Raw genomic sequence first — 26,557 nt, 5'->3', positions numbered from 1 at the left:
CAAAACTCGCATAAAAGAATTGTACAAAAAACTCACCTAAAACTTTATAAATTTTATTAAATAAACCTTACAATTAAAAGATAAATAAAATTATTTAATAGTTGGAAGGACATGAATAATTATGTTGGGGGAAAAATTATTATTAATTATTATTTTGCCAGTCTTTATGAATCATATTCCTAATATGAAACCAGTATTTAATTCTAATTTAAAAAAAGAAAATAAAAATTTAACTTGAAAAAGTATTGAGACTTTAAGAAATGATTTATTTTATGAAATAAATAAGTTGGATACCAATAGTAAAGAATTACTACGACAATCTTATTATTATAAATTAATCAGTAATCAAGATTTAATTGAATTTTCTGAGATTAATAATTTTGTTAATCAACTTATCCAAATAGATGTTTTAATAAAACAGTTTCAGGTAAATAATCAATTATTTATTGCACCGGATATGAATATTATTAAAAATCCCTATTGCATTTGAAAAGATGAAATTGGTGAACCATTAATAAATGAGTTTGATGAAAGTATTGTTAAAATGTTAATGGCTAACGAGATTCGTTATTTAGATCGCAAAATTATAACTAAAACAAATTGAGATGGTTATTGAACTACAGCATATTATTATAATTTTTATATTAATAATTGTGATTTGCTGACATATTATATATTTCAAACTGGTAATTTTGATGATTTATCTTCTATCCAAGAAGAGGCATTGTTTTCAAGAATTAAAACTTTAAAAAATTTCAATTATTGAGAATTAATTGATAATTCTGATAGCTATGTGAAAGAAATTGTTAAAAAAACATTAGGTGGATTATTAACGATTGTTAATTATTTACCAATTCCTGGGAAACTATTTATTAGTGCCTTAAAAGGTGTATTTTTTGCTTATAGTGCTTTAGATAAAATGGATAAAAAAAATTATTTATATTATGTTTGAGGTTCATTATTTATAAGTCAAAAAAAGTTAGATATTTTAAAATATATGATTACTGCTAGTAATAATTTTAATAACGGGATTAATGTTTTTTGACGACAAGGTTGACTAGATGATCAAAGTTTAATTGTTAAACAAATGGGTCCGAGTGAAAAGCATATTAAAACATATAATAAACATGATATTGTAAAAGCTCGTTATACTGATTGTACAAAGCAGTTAATATCAAATCGTTCACGATGAAGATGTTATGATACTTGAACAAATTCGTGGGATGAAGGTAACGGTTTATATCCGTTTTTGTAAAAACTAAAAATGTAGAATTATGAACATCAACATAATTCTACATTTTTTATTTATTTACTTTCTTTTGTTTCTTTTCTTCTGCTTTTTCTTTTTCTCGTTGGTGATAAGAATAGTGAGCTGATTCAGCATATCGTAAGATTGGCTTTTCCAGAATTAACATTACACCAAAGGTGATGAGATATTTTACAAAAATGAAACCCCCATAAATGCCATAAAAAATTAGCATTTGTGTTTTTAGTGGTTGCTTGGATATTTCTTTGATTGGGTCATGAAGAGAAAAATTCTTACACTTATTAATTATTATTGGATTTATTGTCATTGGATGAGTGTGTGTATGAAAACCTAAAGCATCAGCAGCTCACAATTGAGCATTTACAGCAGCAAATAGTGCAGTTGCTAAACAACAAATAAGAATACTGGTGCATTTAGTATAAATGTTTTCTTTGTGAAATAATCTTTTCCATATTCAGTTTAATAGAAAATATAGTCCAATAACAAGAGCATTTAACATCATTCCCATTGTGGCACTAACAACAATATTACCGTGAGCAATGTGGTGGGGAATTATCATATGTAATCAAGGTTTAATTGCACCAATTAGCATTGCAAATCAAGGACCAATTAATGGAATAACTAATAAAATTAGGGTATCACCAATTTCAAAGTTGGCTGCTGGTAAGTTAGGTAAGGGAATAGGAATTTCTAGCATTGATAATGCTAGTGCTAGTGCTAATGCCATTGATGAAATGGTAATTTTAAATATAATATGTTTTTCTTTGAGCATATTTTTCTCCATAATATTAATTGATAATAATTTTTAGTACTAATTATTTATAATAATTATGAATTGGATAATATGTATTGTCAATTAAAATTGGTGTAATTTAATAATTGGCGAGGGTAGTAGGACTTGAACCCACAACATTTAGTTTTGGAGACTAACGTTCTACCATTGAACTATACCCTCAATGCTATATTCTAATTATAAAGGAATTTTAATTAATTTTTTAATTAATCTATATATTTTATTTATTGAGTAATTAAAAATTACGCTAAGAATTATATTCTTAGCGTAATGTGACAACATTATTTAAATATTAAGATTTAATGATATTTTTAAGACTTTTAATCTCTTTATTAATTTCATTAATGAACTTTTCATAATCTTTTATTTGTGTATTGATATTTTCATCATCAATTAATGTTTCTATCTCATAGGTAATGTTAAATCAAAAGCTTTTTTGATAGAAATATTCTTTATGGTTAACATGCCCAGCAGAAAAGAATTCATCCATCGATTGATCTTTGCCTCAGTCTAAATCGCCAGAATAGGCATTAGTTCAAACATAACCAGTACCTTCATAATTAAGGATAGCATTTCATGTTACTGTAAAAGCTTTTTGTTGTTGAAAATGATTTTTAATGATGTTTAGTTGTTTAATACCTTGACTAGTTTCTTGACTTCAAATATTTTCATAATGGATAGAATCTTTATTGGTATTATAACCAACATTTACTTCTTTGATTTTAATTGAATCCATTTTGATATTTGGTGCTTTTAATTGAGGGATATTGATATCAATGATTCTTTTTTCGTTGTTACTTTTATAATATATTTGTTTTTCGTTTTCATCATATCAATAGTTAATAAATTCATTTTTTCCGATATGAGTTACTTTCTCATACTTACCTGAATTTTCTTTAAGTTTTTTATTAAGATCAGTAATTATTTTTTCATAATCTAATTTTTGTTGCTTAATTTGATTATAACGATTACTATCAAAAATAACTTTTATGTAAGGTAATTGGTAATCAACAAATTCATTATCATCATTAAACTTTAAGGTTATTTTTGATTTTACAATAAAGTTTTCTTGAATTTCTTGGTTTCAATCAAATAATTCTTCGTTATGAAAAAAATTACCTGCTGAAAGAAGTTTGTGCGGATCTATAGTTGCTCGGCTGTTATCTAGTAGGTTATTAAATTTTATTTGTATTATCCTTTCAGCAGTGTTTTGAAGTTCACTAATTTTGGTTTCACCTTTCGCAAAGTTATATGGTAGGGAATTTTTTTCATTATAATCTTCAATAAGTTTTTGAATTTTCAATACAACAGCCAATTTATTGTTGTGGTTGTCTAATGTTTTTTTATCTTGTTCTAATTGCTCTTTATCTCTTATTAATTGATTTTTTTCTTTTTCTAATTCTTTATTTTTATCTCTTAATTTTTCTTTTTCTTCTTCGGTTGTATTCTTATCGTTTATTAATTTATGGTTTTCTGTTATTAGTTCATCTCTTATTACTATTAATTTATTTTTTTCTGCTATTATTTTTTCTTTTTCTTTTAATCATTTATTTTCGGTATCTTTATTATTAAAGTATCCGATTCATTCGTTGATAAAAGAACTTACTTGATTAATTTTTACTTCAAAATCTGAGAGTTCAGTTTCATCGGTTCAAAAATCTTTATTTGTAATATTAGCGTTTTTACTAGTAAAGTTAAGTTTATCGTAAGCATTAAAATCATTTTGATATTTATTAAATAGTTTTAAGAAAATTTCTTCAATTTGGTTAAAATTATCTTTAATTGCTTTAAAATATTGGTTTCTTTTTTGTTGTAATTCATCTTCTGATATTTCTGAAGCGGTTAGTTGATATTCAGTATTGTCAGTAGAACTAATAATATGTTTAACTGACATCAAAGCGTTAATTAAGTCAACTTTAACTTTTTCAATTTTCTTAAAATTGTTTATTACTGTTGCGTCTTTGATATTATTTAAGAATTTTTTAAAATTTTCTAAATTTTTTTTAATTTGTTGGTAATTTTCATCACTAATTTTGTGGTCAAAGGTATCAACAATTTCTGAAAATAAACTATGATTTTGTTTATTATATTTCATCATTGTATCTCTGATTTTTTCTAATAGGGGGGCAATACTAATCTTATCTAAATTGGTTTGCGTGCTAGCAATTTTATCTAAAATATATTGTTGTAGTTCTTGGGTTAAATCGTTCATTGCTTTACGGTCATCATTTCCATAACCGGTGTTAGAACTAATTATATTTAATAATCTTGTACATACTTTATCTCAGTTAGAAAGTGCTATGAGATATAAATTTAGCAGTTCTTTTTGATAGTTGTGGGGCATTTGTGGATTTTTAATAAATTCGCGATTTATTTCTAATTCAATATCATTAATACGGTTTGTTAGACCTTTAATTACTTCTTGGTAGGCGTCTACTCTTTGTTGTAAACCATATTGGGTATTATTTAAAGTAGCTTCAGCCGAGTCAATGAATGAATTACTAATTTCATGGACTTTCTTTTCAATTAGTCGTTTAATATTTAAATTAAACCCTGTTAGTACTTCTAATAATTCACTAATCTTATGACTGCTTTTTTCAATTTTTTTAATTTCATTTTGAACAAAATGTAATTTTTTAGGAAGAAAAGCATTTTGATGTTGACCTTCTTTTTGATATGTAGAAATTTCTTTTTCCGTTCATATAAATAAGTCCTCTAAATTTCAAGCAGTGTTTAAAAATAAATTAAGGATATTTATTTGTTGACTTTTTGTAATATCAAGATTTTCATAAATATCTTGATGAACGATAGTTTGTAAATGCTGTAATGGTTTTACATAATTAGTTTCAAAATGTAATTCAAAGGAATTTTCTTGAAAAAATATTGAATCGGCATTTTTTACAAAATCTAAAAATGATGCTTTAAAATGAGTCATATTATTGCTGAGAGAATTTAATGAATTGCAAAACTTGCTAATATTTTTGTTAGTATCTCATTCAAATTCGGTGTCACAAATACTAGGTTCTGTTTTAACTATTGATAAGTCTGAGTTCATAGTTATACCTCCGGCGTAATTTAAATTTTTAGTACTGTTACTAAAAATTTATCTTTGATGACATCACTCCAAACTTAGTTGATTTAAAATTATTATAGCAGATATTTTTTTTCATTAACAAAATCACTTTTAGACTTTTTTGAAAATAAATAATTTGGGTTATTTCTTTAAGGATATTTTGATAATAACTTTACACATTCGCAATAACTCTATAAGAGTTGTAACAGTTAAATATAATTTTAGTTCCCTTGTTAATGAGAAAAGATTTAAAAATTATTTAATTATATTTAAATAATTTGGGCGCATAAAGTTTTGTTAGGTGGGTAAAGATTTGAATAATTTTGAAAGAAAAGCAACTAAAAATTTATTACCTTTTTACTTGAAAAATAATTAATAAAACAAAATATTTAATATTAACAAACATATTCTTAATAAAAGGTTATAAAAACTAAGTAAAATGCTTATAAAAACAACATTAAAATAATTTTTTACAACAAAAATCATACATAAGAAATATATACTTAATTTGCATATTGAAATAATTTATAGTAAATGACTATTTTTTCTTTTTTAAAAAATACCTAAGAAAACTAAACGCGACCCCTCATTTTTAATTTTATGACATTGAGGAGCAATTTGATATATTTACAACGGTTATTTTAAAAACATTGTGAGCTATTTATTTTTAGCAGGTTGTATTTTAATTTTTCTTTTTAAAATCGGTAATTTAACACAAATTAACAAAGTTATTAATTTCTTAAAAAACTCACCATTAAATATTGTGATTGGTTCATTAGGAACCGGAAAAACTGCTTTTCTAGTATACGCATCAAAATTACTAAAAAAGAAGAAATATCACATCGCCTCAACCTTTCCGTTGCTAGAAACTCAAAAATTAAGTTTAGGTCATATGGGGTTATTAGACTTTGATTATCCGGTATTGCCAGACAAAACCTTACTTTTATGAGATGAAACCAATTTATTTTTAGAAGGAACTGATTGAGAAAAAAATAATACCAAAAACGAAGAAACCGGTATTCAAGAATATTTCGCTCTGGCACGCCATTTCGGTCATATTGTGTTAGCTAGTGGTCAAAGAGATAAACATATTTGAGTTAAAGTTCGTGATATTGCCAACAATGTGATTCTGGGAATTCGCAAAAAACCCGTTAATATTTTTCGCCCCTATTTAAAAGTCATCTATGGTACCTTTACGAGCATTGAAGAATATGAACGCTGACGAAACACCTTAATTGATGCTAAAAATAATAAAAAGGGTCGTCGCATTAAATATCGTGATATTCCTGAACTTGATATTTATTTTTTTAAACTAAAAATTCCGCTACCAATATTAAACACTTACAATTCTTTTTACCTAGCGTTTTTAAGAGATTACTTAAATGCAAAAGTAAATCCTGATTATGAAGACAAATACTATACTGACACCGCAATTGATTTAGAAGACTTAGAATACTTAAAAATGGATAAATTTAGCAAATTTTTAAGAAAAATGAAAGAAAAGGAACAATAAAAAATGGAAAATCTCGCAAAAATGGCCGACTTTCTCGCTCAAATGCTTTATAAAGTTTTTGACTTAATTTGAAGTTTAGAAGTACCAGGAACAAATATTCAACTAATATTTCCTTTATTCTTAACGCTGGCTGTAGAATTTCTTATGGCAATTATTCTTGGATTTGGTAGTCAACAAGTTAATTTAGAAAAACAACGCCAATATGCGGTTAAAAATAGTGGCCGTTTAAGTGCATGAGGAAAAGTCAAAAAACAAATAAAACCAATAAAAACAAAACAAGGTAACTAACAATGTTTAAACTAATTATTATTTTTATCTTAATAACTGTTCTTGGATTATTAGCTGGTAGTCATTTTGAAACTTTAACAAACTACATTAGCGAAGGTCTTGCCAATTTCCAAAAGTTTATTACTAGTAATTTAACAATTTTAGAACTATTTAAACCAATGGCACGAACATTTTCACAACATCCAATCTTTACCATTCTTGGCGTTACTTGTGTACTTATTGCTTTATTTATTGTGATTAAAGGACGATAAAAATATGAAAGGAGAATTAAAATGAAAAAATTTTTAGCAAAATTATTTAAAAAAGATAATTTAAAAGAAAAAATGTCATTAAAATTAAGAATTAAAAATGCTTTTAAAAAGCAGTGGTTAAAAGTAGTATTAAGTATCATTTTCATTTTTATAAGCTTATTAATTTGTGCATTAACAGCAAGCGATACTAAATGAATAACTGGAACAAGTAATGAATTTAATAATTTTATGAATAAACAAATGGTTGATTTCTTTGGCAAATTTAATAGTGGTATTATGCTAGCGGAAATATTTGTTTTTTGATGGGGTGGAGCAATATATTTTGCAATTAAATTTGAAAAATTAATTCGCTTGATTATTCAGAAAATTAAAACAAAAAGAGCCTTGAAAAATGAAATGAAACAAAATCATTAGTTCTTTAAAAAAATATTGATGGAGAATTTTACCTTACATTTTTATGATTACTATCTTTTTCATTGCATTTTTAAAATTGGAAATTAATGATTTGAAATTGTTATATGAAAAATTTGAAGCATTGATTTCACTTATGATACTGGGATATTTAGATATATGCATTACAATAGCTGTAATTATAAATTGTGGTATTGAGTGACTTATTAAAAAAATAAAAATTAAAAGAACAATAAAAAATAAAATATTTTAAAAAGGAGTGATAAAAATGTTTATGAAAATATTTACGGTGATAATTATTAGTTTTAATAACATTTTTACCATTCCCCAAAACATTAACAATGACGGAATAACAACACAATCACTAATTAGAAACAAAAGAGAAAACAGTCAAATTTCTGAAATTAACTTAGAAAAAGCAGAATTTCTAATATGAAAAAATGAAAATCCTTATAAACCTGCATCAACGTGAAAAACAGAATTACAATTTTTATTAAATGACATAGAAAAGCAATCAGGAATAAAACCGATAAATCCTGTGGAAGAATTATGAAACAATAAAGGGCGAATTCAAAGTTATATAAACCAAAATCAAATTAATATTATTAAAAAACTTAACGAATTACAAATAAATACAAAATGAACAGAAGTTGAAAAAGAACAAAAACAAAATATTAAAATAAAAAATATTAAAGTAAAATTTGAATACCAAAAAGATACCTTTGCCGGTGCAAGATGAAACTGATGAAAAATACTAGAATTTGATGCAAAATCAGAAACCAAACCTTCGACTGATATTGAATTACCAACAACAAACACCAAATTTGATGGCAACCATAACTATAACGATGTTATTGATAGCATTGATTATTTAATGATTCATCGCGGTGATTTTGACAAATTTAATTATTCTTATCTTTATTGAACACCAATATTTAATTTTGTTGACACCTTAGAAAAAGGCTATTACAAAGAATTTACCATTAAAAACCACGGTTTTAAAAACGAAAGCTATTTTTATCATAAAACTTCTAGCAGTGAAGATAAAATAAATGAAAATGTTTTGAAAATTAAAGCATTTAATAAAACTTTAATCGCAGGAAATAATTATTTACAATTATTACATGGTGAAGGTCGCGTTTAGTTTTCTTAGGTATTTTTTAAAAAAGAAAAAATAGTCATTTACTATAAATTATTTCAATATGCAAATTAAGTATATATTTCTTATGTATGATTTTTGTTGTAAAAAATTATTTTAATGTTGTTTTTATAAGCATTTTACTTAGTTTTTATAACCTTTTATTAAGAATATGTTTGTTAATATTAAATATTTTGTTTTATTAATTATTTTTCAAGTAAAAAGGTAATAAATTTTTAGTTGCTTTTCTTTCAAAATTATTCAAATCTTTACCCACCTAACAAAACTTTATGCGCCCATAATGAAATTCCAAAGTAAAGAAATTGCAGATTAAAATTTGGAGAAAGGTTGTTGATTGTTGAATAAATTTTATTAATTAGTAAAAATTCACGAAAGGAATTTGATTAACTATGAAAAAAATACTAGGAATCTTAGGAACAATAATAACAGCAGGAAGTGGAACATTAACATTAGTTGCAAACAGCCCCTCATCTATAAAAACAGAAGAAAAAATTTTAAAAAGAAGCAAACGATGAGGAGAGACCCAATGAATTTATATTCAAAACGAATGAAAAAATGTCGAGCAAGCATATCAAAATGCAGCAAACGAATTTCAAAGAACACAAAATCATTGACAATTTTCTCAAGCTCAACAATCATATAATAATTCAGTTTGAGAATGACAACAAGGGTTAACACAGTGAGCAAACGAAATTAGAAATGAAAGAAATCAACAATGATGAATTCAGGTTGACACACGACAAAAAAGAAATGCAGGAAAACAATGAACAAGTAATAAAATAGATGCATTAGCTATGAAATTAGGTAAAGAAATAAAACCAGAAAGTAATCCAGTTCTAAAAAATAATGAAAATTTTAAAATTAAAACTGAAACACATATTGAAAGAGATATTTTTAAGGGTATAATTTCGGGAGTTACTGGTGTGATAGGATCAATTTTCGGAGGACCAATTGCTGGATTAATAATTGGCGGAGGTAGTTATGGTGTCTCTACTTTTTTAGATAAAGCATCTGATAATTGATGAGATAGTTTATGAGAGGGAATGTCTCAAGTTAGATTTAATTAAAGTGAAAAAATATTAATTTAATCTCTGTAAAACGAAGAAAAATATTCAAACCAGTAATTTTAACTAATTAAAATTACTGGTTTTTGTTTTGCCAAAATAGAAAATAATTATTTAGACTTACAAAAATTACTTTGTTAAAAATTTTTGTAATGTTTGAAATGGCGATTTATTTTGTAATGATGAGTGACTACGTTCAAAGTTATAAAAGTAATAATATTTATTTAAATAATGTTGGAGTTCATTTTGATTTAATTTTTTATCCGTAGCATAAAATAATTTGGTACAATGTTGGTGGAATCGTTCAATCTTTCCGTTGCTCTGAGGCGAGCGGATTGGTGTGGTTTCATGAACAATTCCGTTTCTTGAAAGAAAGGTTGTAAAAGGCCTTTCTTTTACTTTGTATGATTTTTTATTACTTCAGTTAGAAGTAGTAAATTCAGGAGCATTATCAGTACGAAGGCGTTTAATGGTTATGCCAAGCTCGCTAAAATCTTTCATTGCTCTTTGTACGGCATTAATTGCGTTATTGGTTCCTAAACTATCATAAACATAACCAAATACTATCCGTGTTATTTCGTCAATGAAATCATAAATGTAATACTTTTTATCAACCGGAAAATTTGATGTGGTAATAATTTTAGCATCCATTTGTAAAAGACCAATCTCGGAAACTTCATTACGCTTAAAATGGCGTTTTGTTTGTTTAATTTGTTGTTTTAATTCTTTTCAGCGAGGGTCAGATTTAATTCAACGATAAAAAGTTTTGATGTTTTTAGGAACTTCTGAATTTTTAATATCGTGAAAACCGATTTTTAAATTGTTAAATAAAGACCACATTCCACCGGCTTGAAGATTTTTGTAATCAAAATATAAATCACATACTTTTTCACGAGAATTTAAACTATATTGATAATTAAGATTTTGTGGTTTTGTAGTTTTAAACAATAACAAATCTAAATTGTCAGAATAATAAGCAGTCATAATTTTTTCCGCCCAACGATAAAAGGTTTTCGTTGCATTCTTAAAATATTTTTTAATAAGTTTTGTTAAAGTAGTTTCTTCAATATAGAAATAAGTACATAAATTTAAATAGTTAGTAATGCGTTTTTTAGTTTTATAGTAATAAGGATTACGGCAATTAGCACTTAGTCAACTTTGGATTTTTGCTTTTAAATCCGCTAAATCAGCTTGAGAAATAATATATTTCATTTTTTAAAACTCCTTAAATTGAGAAAATCGTATTTTTTTAATACGATTTTCAATAATATTTATTAAATTACTAAATTAATGAGGCATTTCGGCAGAAAAAGATATTACGCCTCATTCTTGACGATAATTTTTATTAGAAAATGTAATTTTAACATCAACAAGTTTATCAATAATATATCTATCATAAGGAGTGTTACCAAAATTACCGCTAACTTTTTTTGCATTAGATTTATAAAAGTTTTGAACCTCCTGTCTAGTTGAATAACCATCATATCTAAAACTGTGAGAATCAAACTCAGTCCACACATGTATATCAGGAACAACATTAGAAGGCAATTGACTTTTAACATCATCAATATTTATAAACATAGTTGGACCCCCGTTAATTACCGTTAAATAGCTATTTGAAATCTCGGAAAATGAGAAATCATATTTTTTAAAATCGTTGCTATTTTTACTACAACCAAAAATAAACATTACACATATTAAATTTAAAGCTGATAAAAATTTTCGCATAAAGAAAAATCCTCCTTTCAAAGGAATTATATTAGACTTGGTACATAACCTTTAATTTTATCTACTATTTTGATAATATTATTTCCTAGGTGAAGTATAAATGTTAGATAAATACAAAGACGAAAATGGGGCGCATAAAGTTTTGTTAGGTGGGTAAAGATTTGAATAATTTTGAAAGAAAAGCAACTAAAAATTTATTACCTTTTTACTTGAAAAATAATTAATAAAACAAAATATTTAATATTAACAAACATATTCTTAATAAAAGGTTATAAAAACTAAGTAAAATGCTTATAAAAACAACATTAAAATAATTTTTTACAACAAAAATCATACATAAGAAATATATACTTAATTTGCATATTGAAATAATTTATAGTAAATGACTATTTTTTCTTTTTTAAAAAATACCTAAGAAAACTAAACGCGACCCGAAAATGAATTTTATAGTTTATTAAGAATAAAATGATATAGTTATGTACCAAGTCTATTATAAAAAATAATGGCAATATTTAAGAGAACTTTTTTAATATCATTAATAAGATTGCTAATGGCACTACAAATTCAAATAACATCTGAAATGCTGGAATAACTTCAAACACTGGAAAGGCGGTTTTGGTAAAATTAATCGTTGTTTTCGCAATATCCGCAAGGGGGCGAATTAAAAGATTAATCCCTGAAAGACCAAGTAATCAATTCAACATACTAACAGAAGCGTGCTGAATACCACAAGATATGGCACTAAATAAACCTCAATAAGAACAGTTGGGTGTAGGAATTAAGTCATCCATATTACCACTTATGCCGCCGCCAATAAAAGCTGTGGAATTCAAAATGTTAAAATCGTATAAAGAATAATGATATTCAGTACTTTCATTTTGTTTTTTATATAGCGGAAAAGTCAGTGTAAAAATATTAATCCCATACATCACATCGACGTTAGCGTTATAAAAATGCAGTTTATTACTAGTAGCGTTTCATAATTGGTTATCATACGCTTTTAAAACATTAAAATCTATTTGATAAGAACTTTTACCAGTATTAAAACTATTGGCAATTTGTTTGTCTTTAACAAAGAAATAAGAACGAAAAATCATATTCTTACTATTTTCGATTGTTGAACCAAAGTTAATTAAATACTGTTTGGGATAAAAAGTAATTAAGGAACGATAGAAAAAACCCATTTGTAAAACATTTTTAGGAATTTCTTGCATTCCTTTATAACTTAATTCTACATAAGTAGAAGCATCCATATCAAAACTCGCATAAAAGAATTGTACGAAAAAACCACCTAAAACTTTATAAATTTTATTAAATAAATCATTAATGAAATCAATAGTTAAATCTTTTTGATAATGAAACATAAAATCTTTAAAATCAAATTTTAATTTGTCATCATAGCGTAAAAAATGAAAGGTATTACCATAATAATTAACTTGTCCAAAAAAGGTATTAATAAAATCTCCTCCAAAACTTGTTCGCGAACCAGATTTTCAAAGCGATTTACCATTTTCTAAAAACTCATTATTACCTCTAATCCTACCATGTTCAGTTTTTATAGTAATAACATCACCAAAACTAGAAAAGGAAAGTTCTCTAAAAATAACTTTTTCAATGAAACCAGACGGATATGAATTTTTACGACTTAAACTAAATTTACTATTTTGTTTAAAACCATTTAATTTAATTGAAATTTCACTCATATATTTAAAATTATCATCAAAGAAATTAAAAATTGGAACTCAATATAAGTAACTATAATTAAATTTATCAAAATCTCGGCGTTGTATCATCAAATAGTCTAACTTATCTTGAAACTGATTATACTGATATTCACCATCATGTTTAGTTATTTCTGTAGGCAATTGTTGTTCATTATCTTTTTCAGGCAAAGGAGGAGGAGTATATACTGTTGCAGAAAAAGATATTACGCCTCATTCTTGACGATAATTTTTATTAGAAAATGTAATTTTAACATCAACAAGTTTATCAATAATATATCTATCATAAGGAGTGTTACCAAAATTACCGCTAACTTTTTTTGCATTAGATTTATAAAAGTTTTGAACCTCCTGTCTAGTTGAATAACCATCATATCTAAAACTGTGAGAATCAAACTCAGTCCACACATGTATATCAGGAACAACATTAGAAGGCAATTGACTTTTAACATCATCAATATTTATAAACATAGTTGGACCCCCGTTAATTACCGTTAAATAGCTATTTGAAATCTCGGAAAACTTTAACTCACAGCTATTACCACATTGACTGGGATTTGTAGCTCGTTTTTCTCGTTTCATAAAGGATTGTTCCATATTAGGTTTTGGTGGTTGTTTTGTATCAAAGAAGGCACCTAAAGGAACTAAACCAATAAACATTATAATAAATCAAGAAATAATCTTATCCATCTCATCACGCCTTAAAACTCTTTTTTATCGCTTTAAAAGCATCAGAAAATTTATATTGATTATGTTGTGGACATTCACAATTAACAACTTGCATTTGATGCTTTCTAAAAATTTTATTAAAGTAATAACCCCTAATAATTAACTTAATACCAGTTATTAAGAAATAAATAATTAATAATCAAATATAAACATTAAAAAATACACTTTGAAAATTTAATGGTATAAAATCTTTAAAAAATTTATCCCCTTTAATTTGAAGGACCGTTAAAAATATTCAAATTATAATAACAACACTATGAAGTATAATAAAAAAATGTATAAAACCTAAAACGCTTTTAAATCATTTAATACCTAATATTTTCTTTAATTTTTTCATTTTTAACTCCTTAAAATTAAATATATTGTTGATAAAATACAAATCGTTCCTAAAATTTGGAAAATCGGATGTTGAGAAAATAACCTTATCATTGGTTTAAACAAATCTAAAATTTTAATATTATTTGATAGAACTTTATTAAAATATTCTAAACCCTCACGCACATAGGCTCATAAACCTAAAAAGTCATTTAAAGCAAAAATAGAAAAAACAGCAACAAGAATAAATAAAATTATCAATTTAAACATTTTAAAAACCTACCTTTTTATTCGCCGTCCATGTTAGTTAACTCACGGTCTATTTTTAGGACTATTACCACTGAATTTCTTAATTGGACCACTAGATGATTTTTTCTTAGCTCCTCAATTAGCAACTGATTTTTGATATTTTTTACGAAAACCAACTTTTGGTCGTTCAATATGAATACCTAAAATACCACCAATTACAAGATTTATTACAAGCATAATTAGCGGAAAAAATAATAATGCGAATATCTGTTCCAGGAATGGTTAAAGTTCAAATTAAATCAAAAACTTTATAAAACATATCGCCAATCAAACTAGCCATTTTTTCTAAGTTTTCCATCTTTTAAACTCCTTTACTTATTTTTCTTATTCAGATTATTTTTTAACTTAGTAAGTATCTTACTAAATTTTTCCATTTTTAAATATTCTAACGCTTCAATATCCATTACATTATCATTTCAAAATTTATGTTGATAATTATCATTCAAAGCACGATTACTTAATTCACGCAAGAAAGATAAATATTTATTATCATAAAGGTTTAAAATTGACATCGGAATTTTTAATTTAAAGAAATAAATATCTAATTCCGGAATGCTACGATACTTGATTTTGCGACCTTTTTTATCATTTTTAGCATTAATCAGAGTTAATCGTCATTGTTCGTATTCGCTTACCGATTTAAAAGTGCCATAAATAACTTGTAAATAAGGACGAAAGATACTAACTGGTTTTTTTCTAATGCCAACAATTATTGAATTCGCAATATCACGAACTTTAACTCATATATGTTCGGCTCGTTGTCCGCTTGCTAATACAATATGGGTAAATTGCCGTGCTGAAGCAAAATATTCTTGTAAACCTTGAGTTACTCTATCATTTTCTTTATAGTCAGTTCCTTCTAAAAATAAGTTGGTTTCATCTCATAACAGTAAATGCTTTTCTTCTAATATCGGATAATTATAATCTAATAAAGACATATGCCCTAATGAAAGCATTTGTTTATCCGTAATCGGAAAAGTAGAAATCGTTTTTCAACCACTCAATAAGTAAGAAGCTAAAACCATTAAAGCAGTTTTTCCAGTTCCTAAGGCACCAATTACTAAATTTAAAGGTGAATTTAATAAGAAATTAATAAAACTACGACGAGCAAAGAAATGAGAAATTTTAGTATATAAAACATACAAAGCAATTAATAAATAAATAATATCAAATAACATTCGTCAACTCTGAGGATTATAATAATACAAAATCGCACCATAAACTCACGCAATAATAAATAAAGTGCGATTTAAAGCGACAAAATCATATAATTTTAAATTTATTTTTTTAAACAATAGCATCACTTAAATCACACTTTCTTTATTTTTATTACTATCTATCTGCCAGGCATTAATTTTTCAAACATTTTGAAAGCGATTAAAAATAAACCAATAATCACGCCAAGCAAGAAAACTCAATATGTAGCAAAGAAATTAACAACATTTGGCATATTACCACCAATAATATCAGTTCAAATATTACCAAATGCTTTAATTAATGCTTTTCATAAATTAGTAACCGCTTGTTCACCAGTAACAGCTACTGGCGTAGTCGCTTCTGTTAAGAAAGTTCTAATCATACAATCACCCCCTTTCTAAACAAAATATGATTTAACCTTATAAAACAAAATAACCATAAATAAGATAATGAATACTAATACCATTCAAAAGGCGATATTTGCTATTAAAAGTCAAAGTAGTTCTTTAGTTAAATCAATTTCCTCGCCAGAAACTCACGCCGGAATAACTTTAATTTGAATAAATAAATCCCAAAAATACAATTTTGTCATTTCTCAATCTAAATCTTTTCAAGCAACTAAAAACATAACAATTACCGCTTAAAAGGTCAAAAGAGTAGAAAAATAATTGCTGAGAAGAGCATTACAATTATTAAAATTGAAAACAAAAATACAACTTGGGGTGGTAAATCGGCAGTTGGATAAATTAATTCAATTAACTCAATAATTATTTTTTTAAACATTTTCTAAACCTACTTTTTAATTTCTTTTTCATCTTGTTCTAATAAATTTCGTTTAAACTTTGCAATAAATATTCGTTGTGAATAAGTAAAATCTTTTGGCAACTGTTTTGCTTCACTACCATATTTCTTTTTATCTTTAAAAAACCGATAAATATTAACCGCAATATAGTATGCTAGTAATAATGTTAAAATCGTAAAAAAAACTAATCCAAAAATACTCATTTTTCTTTTCTCCTTAATTTTCTAATTTTTTAGTACACAAATCATAAGCACGAATATCTCAATCATAACTATTTTTCTTTATTCAAGCTCGAACACAGACTCACTTTTTACCATTTAAATCAGTTCTAATTAAGTGAATAGTATCTCTACAAGCTCAAAATCTTTGTTCTAATCCAGTTTTTTTATTAATAGAATGTATAAATTCTCGATGATAATTTTTATCTTTTAAATTAACTCATATTTTCATTTTTAAACTCCCAAGTTTTGTAGTGATTATTTTTAAAACCATGATTAACTTTAACCCGACTGTATTTTTTTCTAATTAATTTTGAATTTCTTTGTGAATGCATAACGATATAACTACGAGACATACTTATTAACTCCTAATATTTCATTTTTCTTAGTTGATTTCTAAATCTTAAGCTTTCTAACGAAGCATAATTTGCACTCTCAAAATCTACATAATTAATATTTTTAAATTCATAAATTACTCCACACATTTTAGTTTTAAACTTGTTAACTGCTGATTTTAGGTACTTTACAAATTCAGAATTTATGGTGCGATTAACAATATTATTCAAAGTATCGGTAAATACTTGTTTTCTAGTAATAGGATTTTGACAGTTGTAAGAGAATTGATAAGCCTTGATATTTAAGTCATACTGATTTAATGATTTTTCATTCAAGACATTTTTAGTAATATATTTAGAGCAGTATTTAACAACTGCTTCGTTAGTATCTTGTTTAACAACCAAATTTTTATTTAACCCATAAGGTCAGTGTTTAAGAACTAATTTATTTGGTATTTTTTTATCAAGTAAAATATGAAAATGTATAGCACCTCTTTGTTGATATTCATATGTATAAAAATATTTAATTTCTTTATTCTTTTTTTTAAAATAATATTTTATATTTCTAAAAAATTTTTTTAATTCTTTTTTACATTTTTTAACATCTGTTTCCTTTAACTTATAAGTCAAAGTTAAAAATGTAAGTTCTTTAACTGAAAAATTATGATATGCCTTTCTAACAGCACTACATTTAGCACGCACATTACTATTTAACATTTTGGTTTCTCGTTCTCCTTTATTTTTTAAGCCACTAACATTACGAGTATTTGCTTTAATGCGTTCTAAGGGCATAACAACATTACGAATATATTGACCGTAATAAATGGTTTTCATATAAAAATCAGTTGGATTTTGAGCTTGTAAATTCATATTTTTTGCTCCTATTTTAGGTTTTCGTTCAGTTGTGTTATTTAATCAAGTAATAGTCGGCTTCGCCGACTAACCCGCTAGCGGGCGGGGCATACGCCTTCCGCACCGCTTCGCAGACCGAAGTGATTATCAATTAACTGGACAAGTTTTTTTGATTTTTTTCTAATTCAATTTTTTGCAAATTAACTATTTTGGGGTTTTTATCAAAAGTTAATTCGCAACTAAAAAATGATTTAACATTTTCTTTTAACAATTTATAAATTTCTTGTTGTTCTAAATTATTATCATCAATTCATAAGGCTTTTTGTTCGCCGGTAGGCTCAAATAAGTCATTTTCATAACGCAAAAATTCGGCAGAATATCCTGACATCGTAGAGCCATCTTTATTTTTAAATATTTTTCTTTTTATACTAACTAATTTAACTTTAAACATTATTTTTTAAATTCCTTTTATTTTTCTTTTAATTTTGATTTTTTTTAATACAAAACGAATTAAACAGTTCACTATTTGTGTTATGGTTACTCATACTAATGAATAACCTATAATCATTAACCTACCAATTGCTCCAAAATTTTTAATAAATTGTTGCAAATTTTCAATATCTGTATGTAATAATAAAACTATACTTAAAGATATGAATATAATGTAATTAAGTATTATTCATCAATATTTTTTTATAAATTTATTTACAGTTTTCATTTTCTTTTTTTATCCTTTTATTCTTTTTAAAATTAGGAGGTTTTATATGTATTTATTAGATAAATTAGAAGATATTTCAGATAAGATAATTTGCTTTTTAGAAGTTAATCTTAATTATTTTGGCATAACTATTTGAATAGGTTGAATTTTACAAGGAGTTGCTTATTTTTGAACTCCGGATAAAGATAATTCATTTGGACAAGCATTATATGCTATGGTTTGATGGGCGCATAAAGTTTTGTTAGGTGGGTAAAGATTTGAATAATTTTGAAAGAAAAGCAACTAAAAATTTATTACCTTTTTACTTGAAAAATAATTAATAAAACAAAATATTTAATATTAACAAACATATTCTTAATAAAAGGTTATAAAAACTAAGTAAAATGCTTATAAAAACAACATTAAAATAATTTTTTACAACAAAAATCATACATAAGAAATATATACTTAATTTGCATATTGAAATAATTTATAGTAAATGACTATTTTTTCTTTTTTAAAAAATACCTAAGAAAACTAAACGCGACCTTGTTTATCTTGATTATTGTAAAATTCTTTTGTAAATAGGAAAATAAGTTTGTTGGGCGCATAAAGTTTTGTTAGGTGGGTAAAGATTTGAATAATTTTGAAAGAAAAGCAACTAAAAATTTATTACCTTTTTACTTGAAAAATAATTAATAAAACAAAATATTTAATATTAACAAACACATTCTTAATAAAAGGTTATAAAAACTAAGTAAAATGCTTATAAAAACAACATTAAAATAATTTTTTACAACAAAAATCATACATAAGAAATATATACTTAATTTGCATATTGAAATAATTTATAGTAAATGACTATTTTTTCTTTTTTAAAAAATACCTAAGAAAACTAAACGCGACCTTTTTTAAAAAACCTCTTGTGCTTGTCATAAGTCTGTGGTATATTACAAGTTTATTTAAGGTAATGTATAATATTAGTTGTAGTATTAGATAAAATAGTTTATAATAATTAAGTTGTTAAATAAAATACTGTACATTACAATTCCCTTGCTTTATAGGTGCTGATATGTGATGAATTGACAATAAAAAATGTCATAACACCATTTATTTATGCAACTATATTCAAGGAGGAAAAAATATGAGTTTTAATGAATTAAATTTAAAGGAAGATAATATAAGTTTTGATGACTTAAATTTAAATAATAACTTAAAGCGTGCAATTTTAAAGGCGGGTTATGTTAACCCTACTGAAATTCAAAAGAAAACAATTCCGTTAGCATTAGAAAATAAGGACATTATTGGAAAAAGTCATACAGGAACTGGAAAAACTGCTGCTTTCGTATTACCAATCTTAAATAATTTAAATCCAAAACTACGAAGAGTACAAGCAATGATTGTTTGTCCAACAAGAGAGTTAGCATTACAAGTTTTAGATCAAGTAAGAAAATATGCTTTTTATTTAGAAGGAGTTAATGCGACAGCATTATTTGGTGGTTCGGATTTACGAAGACAAATTTATAGTTTAAAAAATAGTAATATTGTTGTTGGGACACCAGGAAGAATTGTTGATCATATTCAACGCAGAACTTTAAGATTGAATGATATTCAAACTGTAGTTTTAGATGAAGCTGATGAAATGTTAAAAATGGGATTCAAACAAGATATTGATAAAATATTTACTAGCATTACATCAAAGTATCAAACATTATTGTTTTCAGCAACAATAAATCGTGCTGTTTTAGAAGTTGCTAATAACTATCAAAATAGTCCGGTTCAAATAAGTATTAAAAGAAATGCTGCGGAATTAAATAATATTAAGCAATATTTTATTAATACAAGAAATACAAGTAAAGATCGCGCGTTAGTGGATTTATTTTTGAAAATTCAACCAAATTTAAGTATTGTTTTTTCTAATACCAAAGCATATACTGAAAGAATTTCTAAAATATTATGAGAAAATGGCATTAAGTCAGCTGTTATTAATGGTGATAAGCGACAAAGTGAAAGAAATAAAGCAATGAATGCTTTTAGAACTAATAAAGTTCAAGTGCTAATTGCTACTGATGTAGCAGCACGGGGAATTGATGTTGATGGGATTGATTATATTTTTAATTATGATTTACCTCGTGAACAAGAAAGTTATGTGCATCGTATTGGAAGAACAGGACGCGCTGGTGAAACCGGAATTGCAATTACATTAGTAAATAATAAAAAAGAATTAATTGATATTAAAAGATTAGAACAAACTTTAAACATTAAGATTAATCCTTACAATACTTAATACTGAATTTAAGGATATTACAGAAGAACATCATTTTAACTAATGATGTTTTTTACTATTCAATAAACTAAAATTAAATGGGCGCATAAAGTTTTGTTAGGTGGGTAAAGATTTGAATAATTTTGAAAGAAAAGCAACTAAAAATTTATTACCTTTTTACTTGAAAAATAATTAATAAAACAAAATATTTAATATTAACAAACATATTCTTAATAAAAGGTTATAAAAACTAAGTAAAATGCTTATAAAAACAACATTAAAATAATTTTTTACAACAAAAATCATACATAAGAAATATATACTTAATTTGCATATTGAAATAATTTATAGTAAATGACTATTTTTTCTTTTTTAAAAAATACCTAAGAAAACTAAACGCGACCTAACTTCTTGACATTAATTTTGTATTTATCTAAATACTGATATGGTTTTTCAAAGTAACATTAGAATAAATCACACTATAATCGCTGTTAATAATCAAAAAGCAATGTTTGCTATTAAAAGTCAAAGTGGCGCTTCGGTTAAATTAATTTCTTTACTACCAGTAATATGAGCGGGAATAGTTGTAATTTGAATAAATAAATCTCAGAAAGTTTGTTTAATTTGTTCTCAATTAAATTCTTTTAAGTTTATTGTCATTTTCTATCTCCCAAAAATCATTTTTATTGGTAAATACATAATTGAAATTAATGCGAAAAGAAAAGTAATGATAATAATTAATCCGGCAATAAACGCAACTTGTGCAGGCATTTTTTCTATCGGAACAAACAGTTTTAAGAACTCCATAATAATTTCTCAAAACATTATTTTTTATCCTTGTTATTTTCTTTTGAATTAGGGGCTTTAACTCATTCTTCAAAGCGAGCAATAAATACTTTCTCGTCTTTTGTGAAATTACCAGTATTATTTTTAATGGCATTTTTATATTTAATTCTAATTTTTATTTTGGCATAAATTTTATAAGCAAAATATGCCATCAACATTATGCAAATGATAATAAATATTAGTCCAATTGCAATATTCATTTTTAAGCTCCTTTAAAATAGTTATAATTTATATCTTTTTTGTTATTTTCTTTTTCGGCAATGAAGAAGCCTAATAATTCTTGGCCTTTAATTAACTTCGTTTCTTGCTCTTGTTGATTAATTGAAATTACTTGATATTTACTATCTTTTATTATTCCAATGCAAATTGAATTTTCGTATTTTCCTTTATAAACAAATCGCTTTGGAAACCAAATGCCGATTTGTTTATTAAATCACGGAATTTTTGGCGCTTTAATAAATATTGCGTTTTGCGTTTCTTTTAAAAGATACTTCTTAGTATTTAAGAAAATGTTTTCAATGTTTTTCATAGTAAATTACCTTTCTTATGAATAAACTAAGTTGTATTAACTAAGTTGTTAGTTAACTTAGTTTTTTAAACACTTATATATCGCAGATTTAAGTGTTTAACAAGCTTTGTTATTAAATTTTGTTTTTTAATTAGATAAAGATTTTAATAATTTTAAACTTAGTATATCCCCTATATAGAAATTTCTACACTTTAATATCCGCATCCTACCCTTGGAACTAATTTAATAACGTGTATATTTTTAGGAAATCCACCCATTCATTTTTTTATTGCAAAACGAAACAAATTGCTATAGCTAATAGGGTGTTATCTATTAACTGGTAAACTTCTTTTGGTTATGGCGACCACCCACAATTTATCGTGCTTTAATACATACCAACATTATTAATTCACTTGTATTTAATTTTCAAAGAACAAATTTTTAACACCTTATAAAATAAAAAGACAATCATTGCTGACTGTCTTAATACTTATTCAAATCTTTTCCTACCTAACAAAACTTTATGCGTCCATAATGATGATAAATATGTGGATGCTGAATTTATGATATTTTTAGAAGAATGATTTAATTTTAATGCTACAAAGAATATTAATGAGGGGCTTCTAGAAATTGCTGATTTTAATAATAATAAAATTAATTTTAATCTTAATAAGGTATTTGATGAATGACTTTTTATGCAGTTTAAAAATCAAAATGATAAATATTTAAAGTTTCAAAAAGAAGAATTAATTACGATTTTAAAAATTCTTCTTACTGGTAATAGTATTTTAAGAGCAAATGATACTTTAAAAGTTTCGTTTAGTGATTTATTTTCGCAATGATTTTTAATGCCTTATTATCAAAATGAACTGCCAATTAAATGAAATATTTTAAATGATTTTTTTGATTATTTAACAAATGAGTATTGAAAATCTGTTGATAATTTTTTAGGAGTTGTTGAGTTTAGGAATTTTCATTAATTAAATCTTTATAGTATAATATTATTGTAAAGTTAAAAATATAAAGGTTTTTAAAGTCGGGATTTACTTTTGAATTTAAGTAATCTCTTAAAAACGCTAGGTAAAAAGAATTGTAAGTGTTAAGTATTGGTAGAGGAATTTTTAGTTTAAAAAAATAAATATCAAGTTCAGGAATATCACGGTATTTAATGCGACGCCCTTTTTTACTATTTTTAGCATCAATTAAGGTGTTTCTTCAGCGTTCATATTCTTCAATGCTAGTAAAGGTGCCATAGATGACTTTTAAGTAGGGGCGAAAAATATTAACGGGTTTTTTACGAATTCCCACAATCACATTATTGGCAATATCACGAACTTTAACTCAAATATGTTTATCTCTTTGACCGCTAGCAAGCACAATATGACCAAAATGGCGCGCCAGAGCGAAATATTCTTGGATACCGGTTTCTTCGTTTTTGGTATTATTTTTTTCTCAATCGGTTCCTTCTAAAAATAAATTGGTTTCATCTCACAAAAGTAAGGTTTTGTCTAGGCAATACCGGATAATCAAAGTCTAACAAACCCATATGCCCTAAACTTAATTTTTGGGTTTCTAGTAATGGAAATGTTGATGCGATGTGATATTTCTTCTTTTTTAGTAATTTTGATGCATATACTAGAAAAGCAGTTTTTCCAGTTCCTAATGAGCCAATCACAATATTTAATGGTGAATTTTTTAAGAAATTAATAACTTTGTTAATTTGTGTTAAATTACCGATTTTAAAAAGAAAAATTAAAATACAACCTGCTAAAAATAAATAGCTTACAATGTTTTTAAAATAACCGTTGTAAATATATCAAATTGCTCCGCAATGTCATAAAATTAAAAATGAGGTGCGATTCAATTCAATAAAATGGTTATTTTTTTCTATTATTCATTTGCAAAATTTCATCTTGCACCTCACTTTATTTTTTTGTTAGCGTACTGCTCCAAGTAATTTTTCAAACATTTTAAAGCAAATAAAGAATATTGCCAAAATAAATGGAAAAATGAATATTCAGTAGTCAGCAAAGAAGTTACCGACTTGTGGCATATTAACAGCAATAATTTCTCACATTTTAGTAAAAGCCGTTATAATTGCATTTCATAATTTAGTCATCGCGTCACTAGCTGTTATTTTTTCTACTGTTGCAGGTGTATCGGCCAAGAAAGTCCCAATCATATAATCACCCCCTTTCTTTTTAAAACATTCATCATTTATATTCAAAGTTTTTCTTAAATTTGTTAAAACCACGATTAACCTTGACGCGATTATATTTTTTCCTAATTAATTTTGAATTTCTTCGGGAATGCATCACAATGTAAATTCTTGACATTAATTTTTTCCCTATCTATCTAAATACTGATATGGTTTTTCAAAGTAGCATTAGAATAAATCACACCATAATCGCTGTTAAGAATCAAAAAGCAATGTTTGCTATTAAAAGTCAAAGTGTTTCTTGAGTTAAATCAATTTCTTTACCACCACTAATATGAGCCGGAATAGTTGTAATTTGAATAAATAAATCTCAGAAAGTTTGTTTAATTTGTTCTCAATCAAATTCTTTTAAGTTTATTGTCATTTTTTATCTCCCAAAAATCATTTTTATTGGTAAATATATAATTGAAATTAATGCGAAAAGAAAAGTAATGATAATAATTAATCCGGCAATAAACGCAACTTGTACAGGCATTTTTTCTATCGGAATAAATAGTTTTAAGAATTCCATAATAATTTCTCAAAACATTATTTTTTATTCTCATTATTTTCTTTTGAATTAGGGGTTTTAACTCATTCTTCAAAGCGAGCAATAAACACTTTTTCGTCTTTTGTAAAATTACCAGTATTATTTTTAATGGCATTTTTATATTTAATTCGCATTTTTATTTTGGCATAAATTTTATAAGCAAAATACGCCAATAGCATTATGCAAATGATAATAAATATTATTCCAATCGCAATATTCATTTTTAAACTCCTTTAAAATAGTTATAATTTATATCTTTTTTGTTGTTTTCTTTTTCGGCAATGAAGAAGCCTAATAATTCTTGCCCCTTAATTAATTTGGTTTCATTTTCTTTTTGATTAATTGAAATTACTTGATATTTACTATCTTTAATTATTCCAATACAAATAGAATTTTCATATTTTCCCTTATAAACAAATCGTTTTGGAAACCAAATACCGATTTGTTCATTAAATCACGGTATTTTTGGTGCTTTAATAAACATTGCGTTTTGTGTTTCTTTTAAAAGATATTTTTTAGTATTCAAGAAAATGTTTTCAATGTTTTTCATAATAAATTACCTTTCTTATAGATAAACTAAGTTATATTAACTAAGTTTTGGTTAACTTAGTTTTTTAAACACTTATATATCGCAGATTTAAGTGTTTAACAAGTTTTGTTATTAAATTTTGTTTTTTAATTAGATAAAGATTTTAATAATTTTAAACTTAGCATACCCCTATATAGAAATTTCTACACTTTAACATCCGCATCCTACCCTTGGAACTAATTTAATAGCGTGTATATTTTTAGTAAATCCACCCATTCATTTTTTTATTGCAAAACGAAACAAATTGCTATAGTTAATAGGATGTTATCTATTAACTGGTAAACTTCTTTTGGTTATGGCGACCACCCACAATTTATCGTGCCTTAATACATACCAACATTATTAATTCACTTGTATTTAATTTTCAAAGAACAAACTTTTAACACCTTATAAAATAAAAAGACAATCATTGCTGATTGTCTTAATACTTATTCAAATCTTTACCTACCTAACAAAACTTTATGCGTCCTGGAATAAATATTAAATAAATTAAATAATCCGCATTCTGATAAACAGCATTTCCCACACTAATCGGCAATTTTCTTAAACTAAAAAAAGTCGTTATCATTAACAAAATAAAAGTAGTATAAGTAAGAAAACGATTCAAAAGATATCATTGATAATAATCACTAACAGTTAAAAATGGTCGGTTCCACAGCGGATAAAACTTAATCATAATAAATAATGCTTCACTCAAATAAAGAACAGCAACAATGCTAATACCAATAGCTCAAATTAATGTTGAAAACTCCAATGGGGCAGCTTTATAATTATATGTAAAATAATAAAGTGTTCAAATGACTAAAAAGTGACTAAAAAATAATAATATATTAGTCAAAAATCAAATTAACATTGAACGATTATATGCAAAAAACATTT

At 25.5% G+C, this 26,557-nt stretch carries 38 protein-coding genes and 1 tRNA gene; 9 read left to right on the top strand and 30 right to left on the bottom strand.

What is annotated here, in order from left to right; translation table 4 throughout:
* The first annotated feature begins 154 nt into the window (after positions 1-154).
* Positions 155-1,255, top strand: a complete 1,101-nt coding sequence (locus tag AAHF53_RS04875; RefSeq protein WP_342189669.1) for a hypothetical protein — start codon at positions 155-157, stop codon at positions 1,253-1,255.
* A gap of 46 nt (positions 1,256-1,301) precedes the next feature.
* Here the strand turns inward: AAHF53_RS04875 and AAHF53_RS04870 are convergent, their stop codons facing one another.
* The 3 genes from AAHF53_RS04870 to AAHF53_RS04860 all read right to left on the bottom strand — a co-directional run bounded on the left by AAHF53_RS04870 (position 1,302) and on the right by AAHF53_RS04860 (position 5,115).
* On the bottom strand, positions 1,302-2,051 hold the full coding sequence (locus AAHF53_RS04870; protein WP_342189668.1) for an ECF transporter S component: 750 nt from the start codon (positions 2,049-2,051) through the stop codon (positions 1,302-1,304).
* A 96-nt stretch (positions 2,052-2,147) separates the two neighbouring features.
* Positions 2,148-2,222 (bottom strand) — tRNA-Trp (locus tag AAHF53_RS04865).
* Between the two features lie 130 nt (positions 2,223-2,352).
* Complete coding sequence (locus AAHF53_RS04860) at positions 2,353-5,115, bottom strand: hypothetical protein (protein ID WP_342189667.1); 2,763 nt, start codon at positions 5,113-5,115, stop codon at positions 2,353-2,355.
* Positions 5,116-5,785: 670 nt separating this feature from the next.
* Here AAHF53_RS04860 and AAHF53_RS04855 point away from each other — a divergent pair.
* From AAHF53_RS04855 to AAHF53_RS04830, 6 genes are all read left to right on the top strand, one after another.
* Entirely contained in the window at positions 5,786-6,646 is an 861-nt protein-coding gene (locus AAHF53_RS04855) for a hypothetical protein (protein ID WP_342189666.1), read from the top strand.
* Between the two features lie 3 nt (positions 6,647-6,649).
* A complete protein-coding gene (locus AAHF53_RS04850) occupies positions 6,650-6,934 on the top strand; it encodes a hypothetical protein (RefSeq protein WP_342189513.1) in 285 nt (94 codons plus the stop codon).
* A 2-nt stretch (positions 6,935-6,936) separates the two neighbouring features.
* On the top strand, positions 6,937-7,185 hold the full coding sequence (locus tag AAHF53_RS04845; protein WP_215826579.1) for a hypothetical protein: 249 nt from the start codon (positions 6,937-6,939) through the stop codon (positions 7,183-7,185).
* Between the two features lie 21 nt (positions 7,186-7,206).
* Positions 7,207-7,599, top strand: coding sequence for a hypothetical protein (locus AAHF53_RS04840; RefSeq protein ID WP_342189665.1), 393 nt, complete (start codon positions 7,207-7,209; stop codon positions 7,597-7,599).
* Between the two features lie 265 nt (positions 7,600-7,864).
* Positions 7,865-8,740 (top strand): hypothetical protein, encoded by an 876-nt coding sequence (locus AAHF53_RS04835; RefSeq protein WP_342189664.1) that lies wholly within the window; start codon positions 7,865-7,867, stop codon positions 8,738-8,740.
* Positions 8,741-9,144: 404 nt separating this feature from the next.
* Complete coding sequence (locus tag AAHF53_RS04830; RefSeq protein ID WP_342189663.1) at positions 9,145-9,822, top strand: hypothetical protein; 678 nt, start codon at positions 9,145-9,147, stop codon at positions 9,820-9,822.
* Positions 9,823-9,948: 126 nt separating this feature from the next.
* On the opposite strand, the gene AAHF53_RS04825 is transcribed toward AAHF53_RS04830, so the two are convergent.
* The 14 genes from AAHF53_RS04825 to AAHF53_RS04760 all read right to left on the bottom strand — a co-directional run bounded on the left by AAHF53_RS04825 (position 9,949) and on the right by AAHF53_RS04760 (position 18,476).
* Positions 9,949-11,031, bottom strand: a complete 1,083-nt coding sequence (locus AAHF53_RS04825; protein ID WP_342189662.1) for a DDE-type integrase/transposase/recombinase — start codon at positions 11,029-11,031, stop codon at positions 9,949-9,951.
* A 75-nt stretch (positions 11,032-11,106) separates the two neighbouring features.
* Entirely contained in the window at positions 11,107-11,547 is a 441-nt protein-coding gene (locus AAHF53_RS04820) for a hypothetical protein (protein ID WP_342189465.1), read from the bottom strand.
* Positions 11,548-12,059: 512 nt separating this feature from the next.
* On the bottom strand, positions 12,060-13,958 hold the full coding sequence (locus AAHF53_RS04815) for a hypothetical protein (RefSeq protein ID WP_342189661.1): 1,899 nt from the start codon (positions 13,956-13,958) through the stop codon (positions 12,060-12,062).
* Positions 13,951-14,334: a hypothetical protein gene (locus tag AAHF53_RS04810; RefSeq protein WP_342189467.1), complete on the bottom strand. Its 384-nt coding sequence runs from the start codon at positions 14,332-14,334 to the stop codon at positions 13,951-13,953. The genes AAHF53_RS04815 and AAHF53_RS04810 overlap by 8 nt, the downstream gene beginning before the upstream one ends.
* A 2-nt stretch (positions 14,335-14,336) precedes the next feature.
* A complete protein-coding gene (locus AAHF53_RS04805; RefSeq protein WP_338967003.1) occupies positions 14,337-14,582 on the bottom strand; it encodes a hypothetical protein in 246 nt (81 codons plus the stop codon).
* A 33-nt stretch (positions 14,583-14,615) separates the two neighbouring features.
* Positions 14,616-14,798, bottom strand: coding sequence for a hypothetical protein (locus AAHF53_RS04800; RefSeq protein WP_342189660.1), 183 nt, complete (start codon positions 14,796-14,798; stop codon positions 14,616-14,618).
* Positions 14,799-14,932: 134 nt separating this feature from the next.
* Positions 14,933-15,922 (bottom strand): hypothetical protein, encoded by a 990-nt coding sequence (locus tag AAHF53_RS04795; RefSeq protein WP_342189659.1) that lies wholly within the window; start codon positions 15,920-15,922, stop codon positions 14,933-14,935.
* A 35-nt stretch (positions 15,923-15,957) separates the two neighbouring features.
* Positions 15,958-16,200 (bottom strand): hypothetical protein, encoded by a 243-nt coding sequence (locus tag AAHF53_RS04790; RefSeq protein WP_342189470.1) that lies wholly within the window; start codon positions 16,198-16,200, stop codon positions 15,958-15,960.
* 15 nt (positions 16,201-16,215) lie between these two features.
* A complete protein-coding gene (locus AAHF53_RS04785; protein WP_342189471.1) occupies positions 16,216-16,446 on the bottom strand; it encodes a hypothetical protein in 231 nt (76 codons plus the stop codon).
* 164 nt (positions 16,447-16,610) lie between these two features.
* Entirely contained in the window at positions 16,611-16,823 is a 213-nt protein-coding gene (locus tag AAHF53_RS04780) for a hypothetical protein (RefSeq protein WP_215825617.1), read from the bottom strand.
* Positions 16,824-16,836: 13 nt separating this feature from the next.
* Positions 16,837-17,070: a hypothetical protein gene (locus tag AAHF53_RS04775; protein ID WP_342189472.1), complete on the bottom strand. Its 234-nt coding sequence runs from the start codon at positions 17,068-17,070 to the stop codon at positions 16,837-16,839.
* The gene (locus AAHF53_RS04770; RefSeq protein WP_342189473.1) at positions 17,054-17,194 is read right to left on the bottom strand and encodes a hypothetical protein; all 141 of its coding nucleotides are present in this window, start codon (positions 17,192-17,194) and stop codon (positions 17,054-17,056) included. The genes AAHF53_RS04775 and AAHF53_RS04770 overlap by 17 nt, the downstream gene beginning before the upstream one ends.
* A gap of 12 nt (positions 17,195-17,206) precedes the next feature.
* The gene (locus AAHF53_RS04765; protein ID WP_342189658.1) at positions 17,207-18,043 is read right to left on the bottom strand and encodes a rolling circle replication-associated protein; all 837 of its coding nucleotides are present in this window, start codon (positions 18,041-18,043) and stop codon (positions 17,207-17,209) included.
* Between the two features lie 133 nt (positions 18,044-18,176).
* Positions 18,177-18,476, bottom strand: coding sequence for a hypothetical protein (locus AAHF53_RS04760; protein WP_338966919.1), 300 nt, complete (start codon positions 18,474-18,476; stop codon positions 18,177-18,179).
* Between the two features lie 1,390 nt (positions 18,477-19,866).
* Between AAHF53_RS04760 and AAHF53_RS04755 the strand changes: the two genes are divergently transcribed.
* A complete protein-coding gene (locus AAHF53_RS04755; protein WP_342189577.1) occupies positions 19,867-21,009 on the top strand; it encodes a DEAD/DEAH box helicase in 1,143 nt (380 codons plus the stop codon).
* A 408-nt stretch (positions 21,010-21,417) separates the two neighbouring features.
* Here the strand turns inward: AAHF53_RS04755 and AAHF53_RS04750 are convergent, their stop codons facing one another.
* Genes AAHF53_RS04750 through AAHF53_RS04735 form a run of 4 tightly spaced genes read right to left on the bottom strand, consistent with a single transcriptional unit; the run spans position 21,418 to position 22,363 of the window.
* Entirely contained in the window at positions 21,418-21,648 is a 231-nt protein-coding gene (locus AAHF53_RS04750; RefSeq protein WP_342189657.1) for a hypothetical protein, read from the bottom strand.
* Positions 21,649-21,651: 3 nt separating this feature from the next.
* A complete protein-coding gene (locus AAHF53_RS04745; protein ID WP_338982040.1) occupies positions 21,652-21,813 on the bottom strand; it encodes a hypothetical protein in 162 nt (53 codons plus the stop codon).
* Positions 21,813-22,034, bottom strand: a complete 222-nt coding sequence (locus tag AAHF53_RS04740) for a hypothetical protein (RefSeq protein WP_342189656.1) — start codon at positions 22,032-22,034, stop codon at positions 21,813-21,815. Before AAHF53_RS04740 ends, AAHF53_RS04745 begins: the two co-directional genes overlap by 1 nt.
* Positions 22,035-22,036: 2 nt before the next feature.
* The gene (locus AAHF53_RS04735) at positions 22,037-22,363 is read right to left on the bottom strand and encodes a hypothetical protein (protein ID WP_342189655.1); all 327 of its coding nucleotides are present in this window, start codon (positions 22,361-22,363) and stop codon (positions 22,037-22,039) included.
* 542 nt (positions 22,364-22,905) lie between these two features.
* On the opposite strand from AAHF53_RS04735, the gene AAHF53_RS04730 reads away from it, so the two are divergent.
* Positions 22,906-23,322 (top strand): hypothetical protein, encoded by a 417-nt coding sequence (locus tag AAHF53_RS04730; RefSeq protein WP_342189654.1) that lies wholly within the window; start codon positions 22,906-22,908, stop codon positions 23,320-23,322.
* On the opposite strand, the gene AAHF53_RS04725 is transcribed toward AAHF53_RS04730, so the two are convergent.
* The 9 genes from AAHF53_RS04725 to AAHF53_RS04685 all read right to left on the bottom strand — a co-directional run bounded on the left by AAHF53_RS04725 (position 23,306) and on the right by AAHF53_RS04685 (position 26,555).
* The gene (locus AAHF53_RS04725; RefSeq protein ID WP_342189653.1) at positions 23,306-23,836 is read right to left on the bottom strand and encodes a hypothetical protein; all 531 of its coding nucleotides are present in this window, start codon (positions 23,834-23,836) and stop codon (positions 23,306-23,308) included. The two genes, AAHF53_RS04730 and AAHF53_RS04725, sit on opposite strands and share 17 nt — an antisense overlap.
* On the bottom strand, positions 23,784-24,254 hold the full coding sequence (locus AAHF53_RS04720) for a hypothetical protein (RefSeq protein ID WP_342189652.1): 471 nt from the start codon (positions 24,252-24,254) through the stop codon (positions 23,784-23,786). The genes AAHF53_RS04725 and AAHF53_RS04720 overlap by 53 nt, the downstream gene beginning before the upstream one ends.
* A 24-nt stretch (positions 24,255-24,278) precedes the next feature.
* Complete coding sequence (locus AAHF53_RS04715) at positions 24,279-24,524, bottom strand: hypothetical protein (RefSeq protein ID WP_338981777.1); 246 nt, start codon at positions 24,522-24,524, stop codon at positions 24,279-24,281.
* Between the two features lie 19 nt (positions 24,525-24,543).
* Complete coding sequence (locus AAHF53_RS04710; protein WP_342189651.1) at positions 24,544-24,678, bottom strand: hypothetical protein; 135 nt, start codon at positions 24,676-24,678, stop codon at positions 24,544-24,546.
* Positions 24,679-24,693: 15 nt separating this feature from the next.
* Complete coding sequence (locus AAHF53_RS04705) at positions 24,694-24,924, bottom strand: hypothetical protein (protein ID WP_338967363.1); 231 nt, start codon at positions 24,922-24,924, stop codon at positions 24,694-24,696.
* Between the two features lie 3 nt (positions 24,925-24,927).
* Positions 24,928-25,071, bottom strand: a complete 144-nt coding sequence (locus AAHF53_RS04700; RefSeq protein ID WP_342189650.1) for a hypothetical protein — start codon at positions 25,069-25,071, stop codon at positions 24,928-24,930.
* A gap of 17 nt (positions 25,072-25,088) precedes the next feature.
* Complete coding sequence (locus tag AAHF53_RS04695; protein WP_342189649.1) at positions 25,089-25,310, bottom strand: hypothetical protein; 222 nt, start codon at positions 25,308-25,310, stop codon at positions 25,089-25,091.
* A 2-nt stretch (positions 25,311-25,312) separates the two neighbouring features.
* On the bottom strand, positions 25,313-25,639 hold the full coding sequence (locus AAHF53_RS04690) for a hypothetical protein (RefSeq protein ID WP_342189648.1): 327 nt from the start codon (positions 25,637-25,639) through the stop codon (positions 25,313-25,315).
* A gap of 487 nt (positions 25,640-26,126) precedes the next feature.
* On the bottom strand, positions 26,127-26,555 hold the full coding sequence (locus AAHF53_RS04685) for a hypothetical protein (RefSeq protein WP_342189647.1): 429 nt from the start codon (positions 26,553-26,555) through the stop codon (positions 26,127-26,129).
* Between the last annotated feature and the right edge of the window lie 2 nt (positions 26,556-26,557).

It is taken from the genome of Spiroplasma endosymbiont of Dilophus febrilis (assembly GCF_964030685.1).
In the GTDB taxonomy this organism is placed as follows: domain Bacteria; phylum Bacillota_I; class Bacilli_A; order Mycoplasmatales; family Nriv7; genus Nriv7.
Note: the sequence above shows the minus strand (reverse complement) of the source record. Positions and strands in the feature narration are given on the sequence as shown.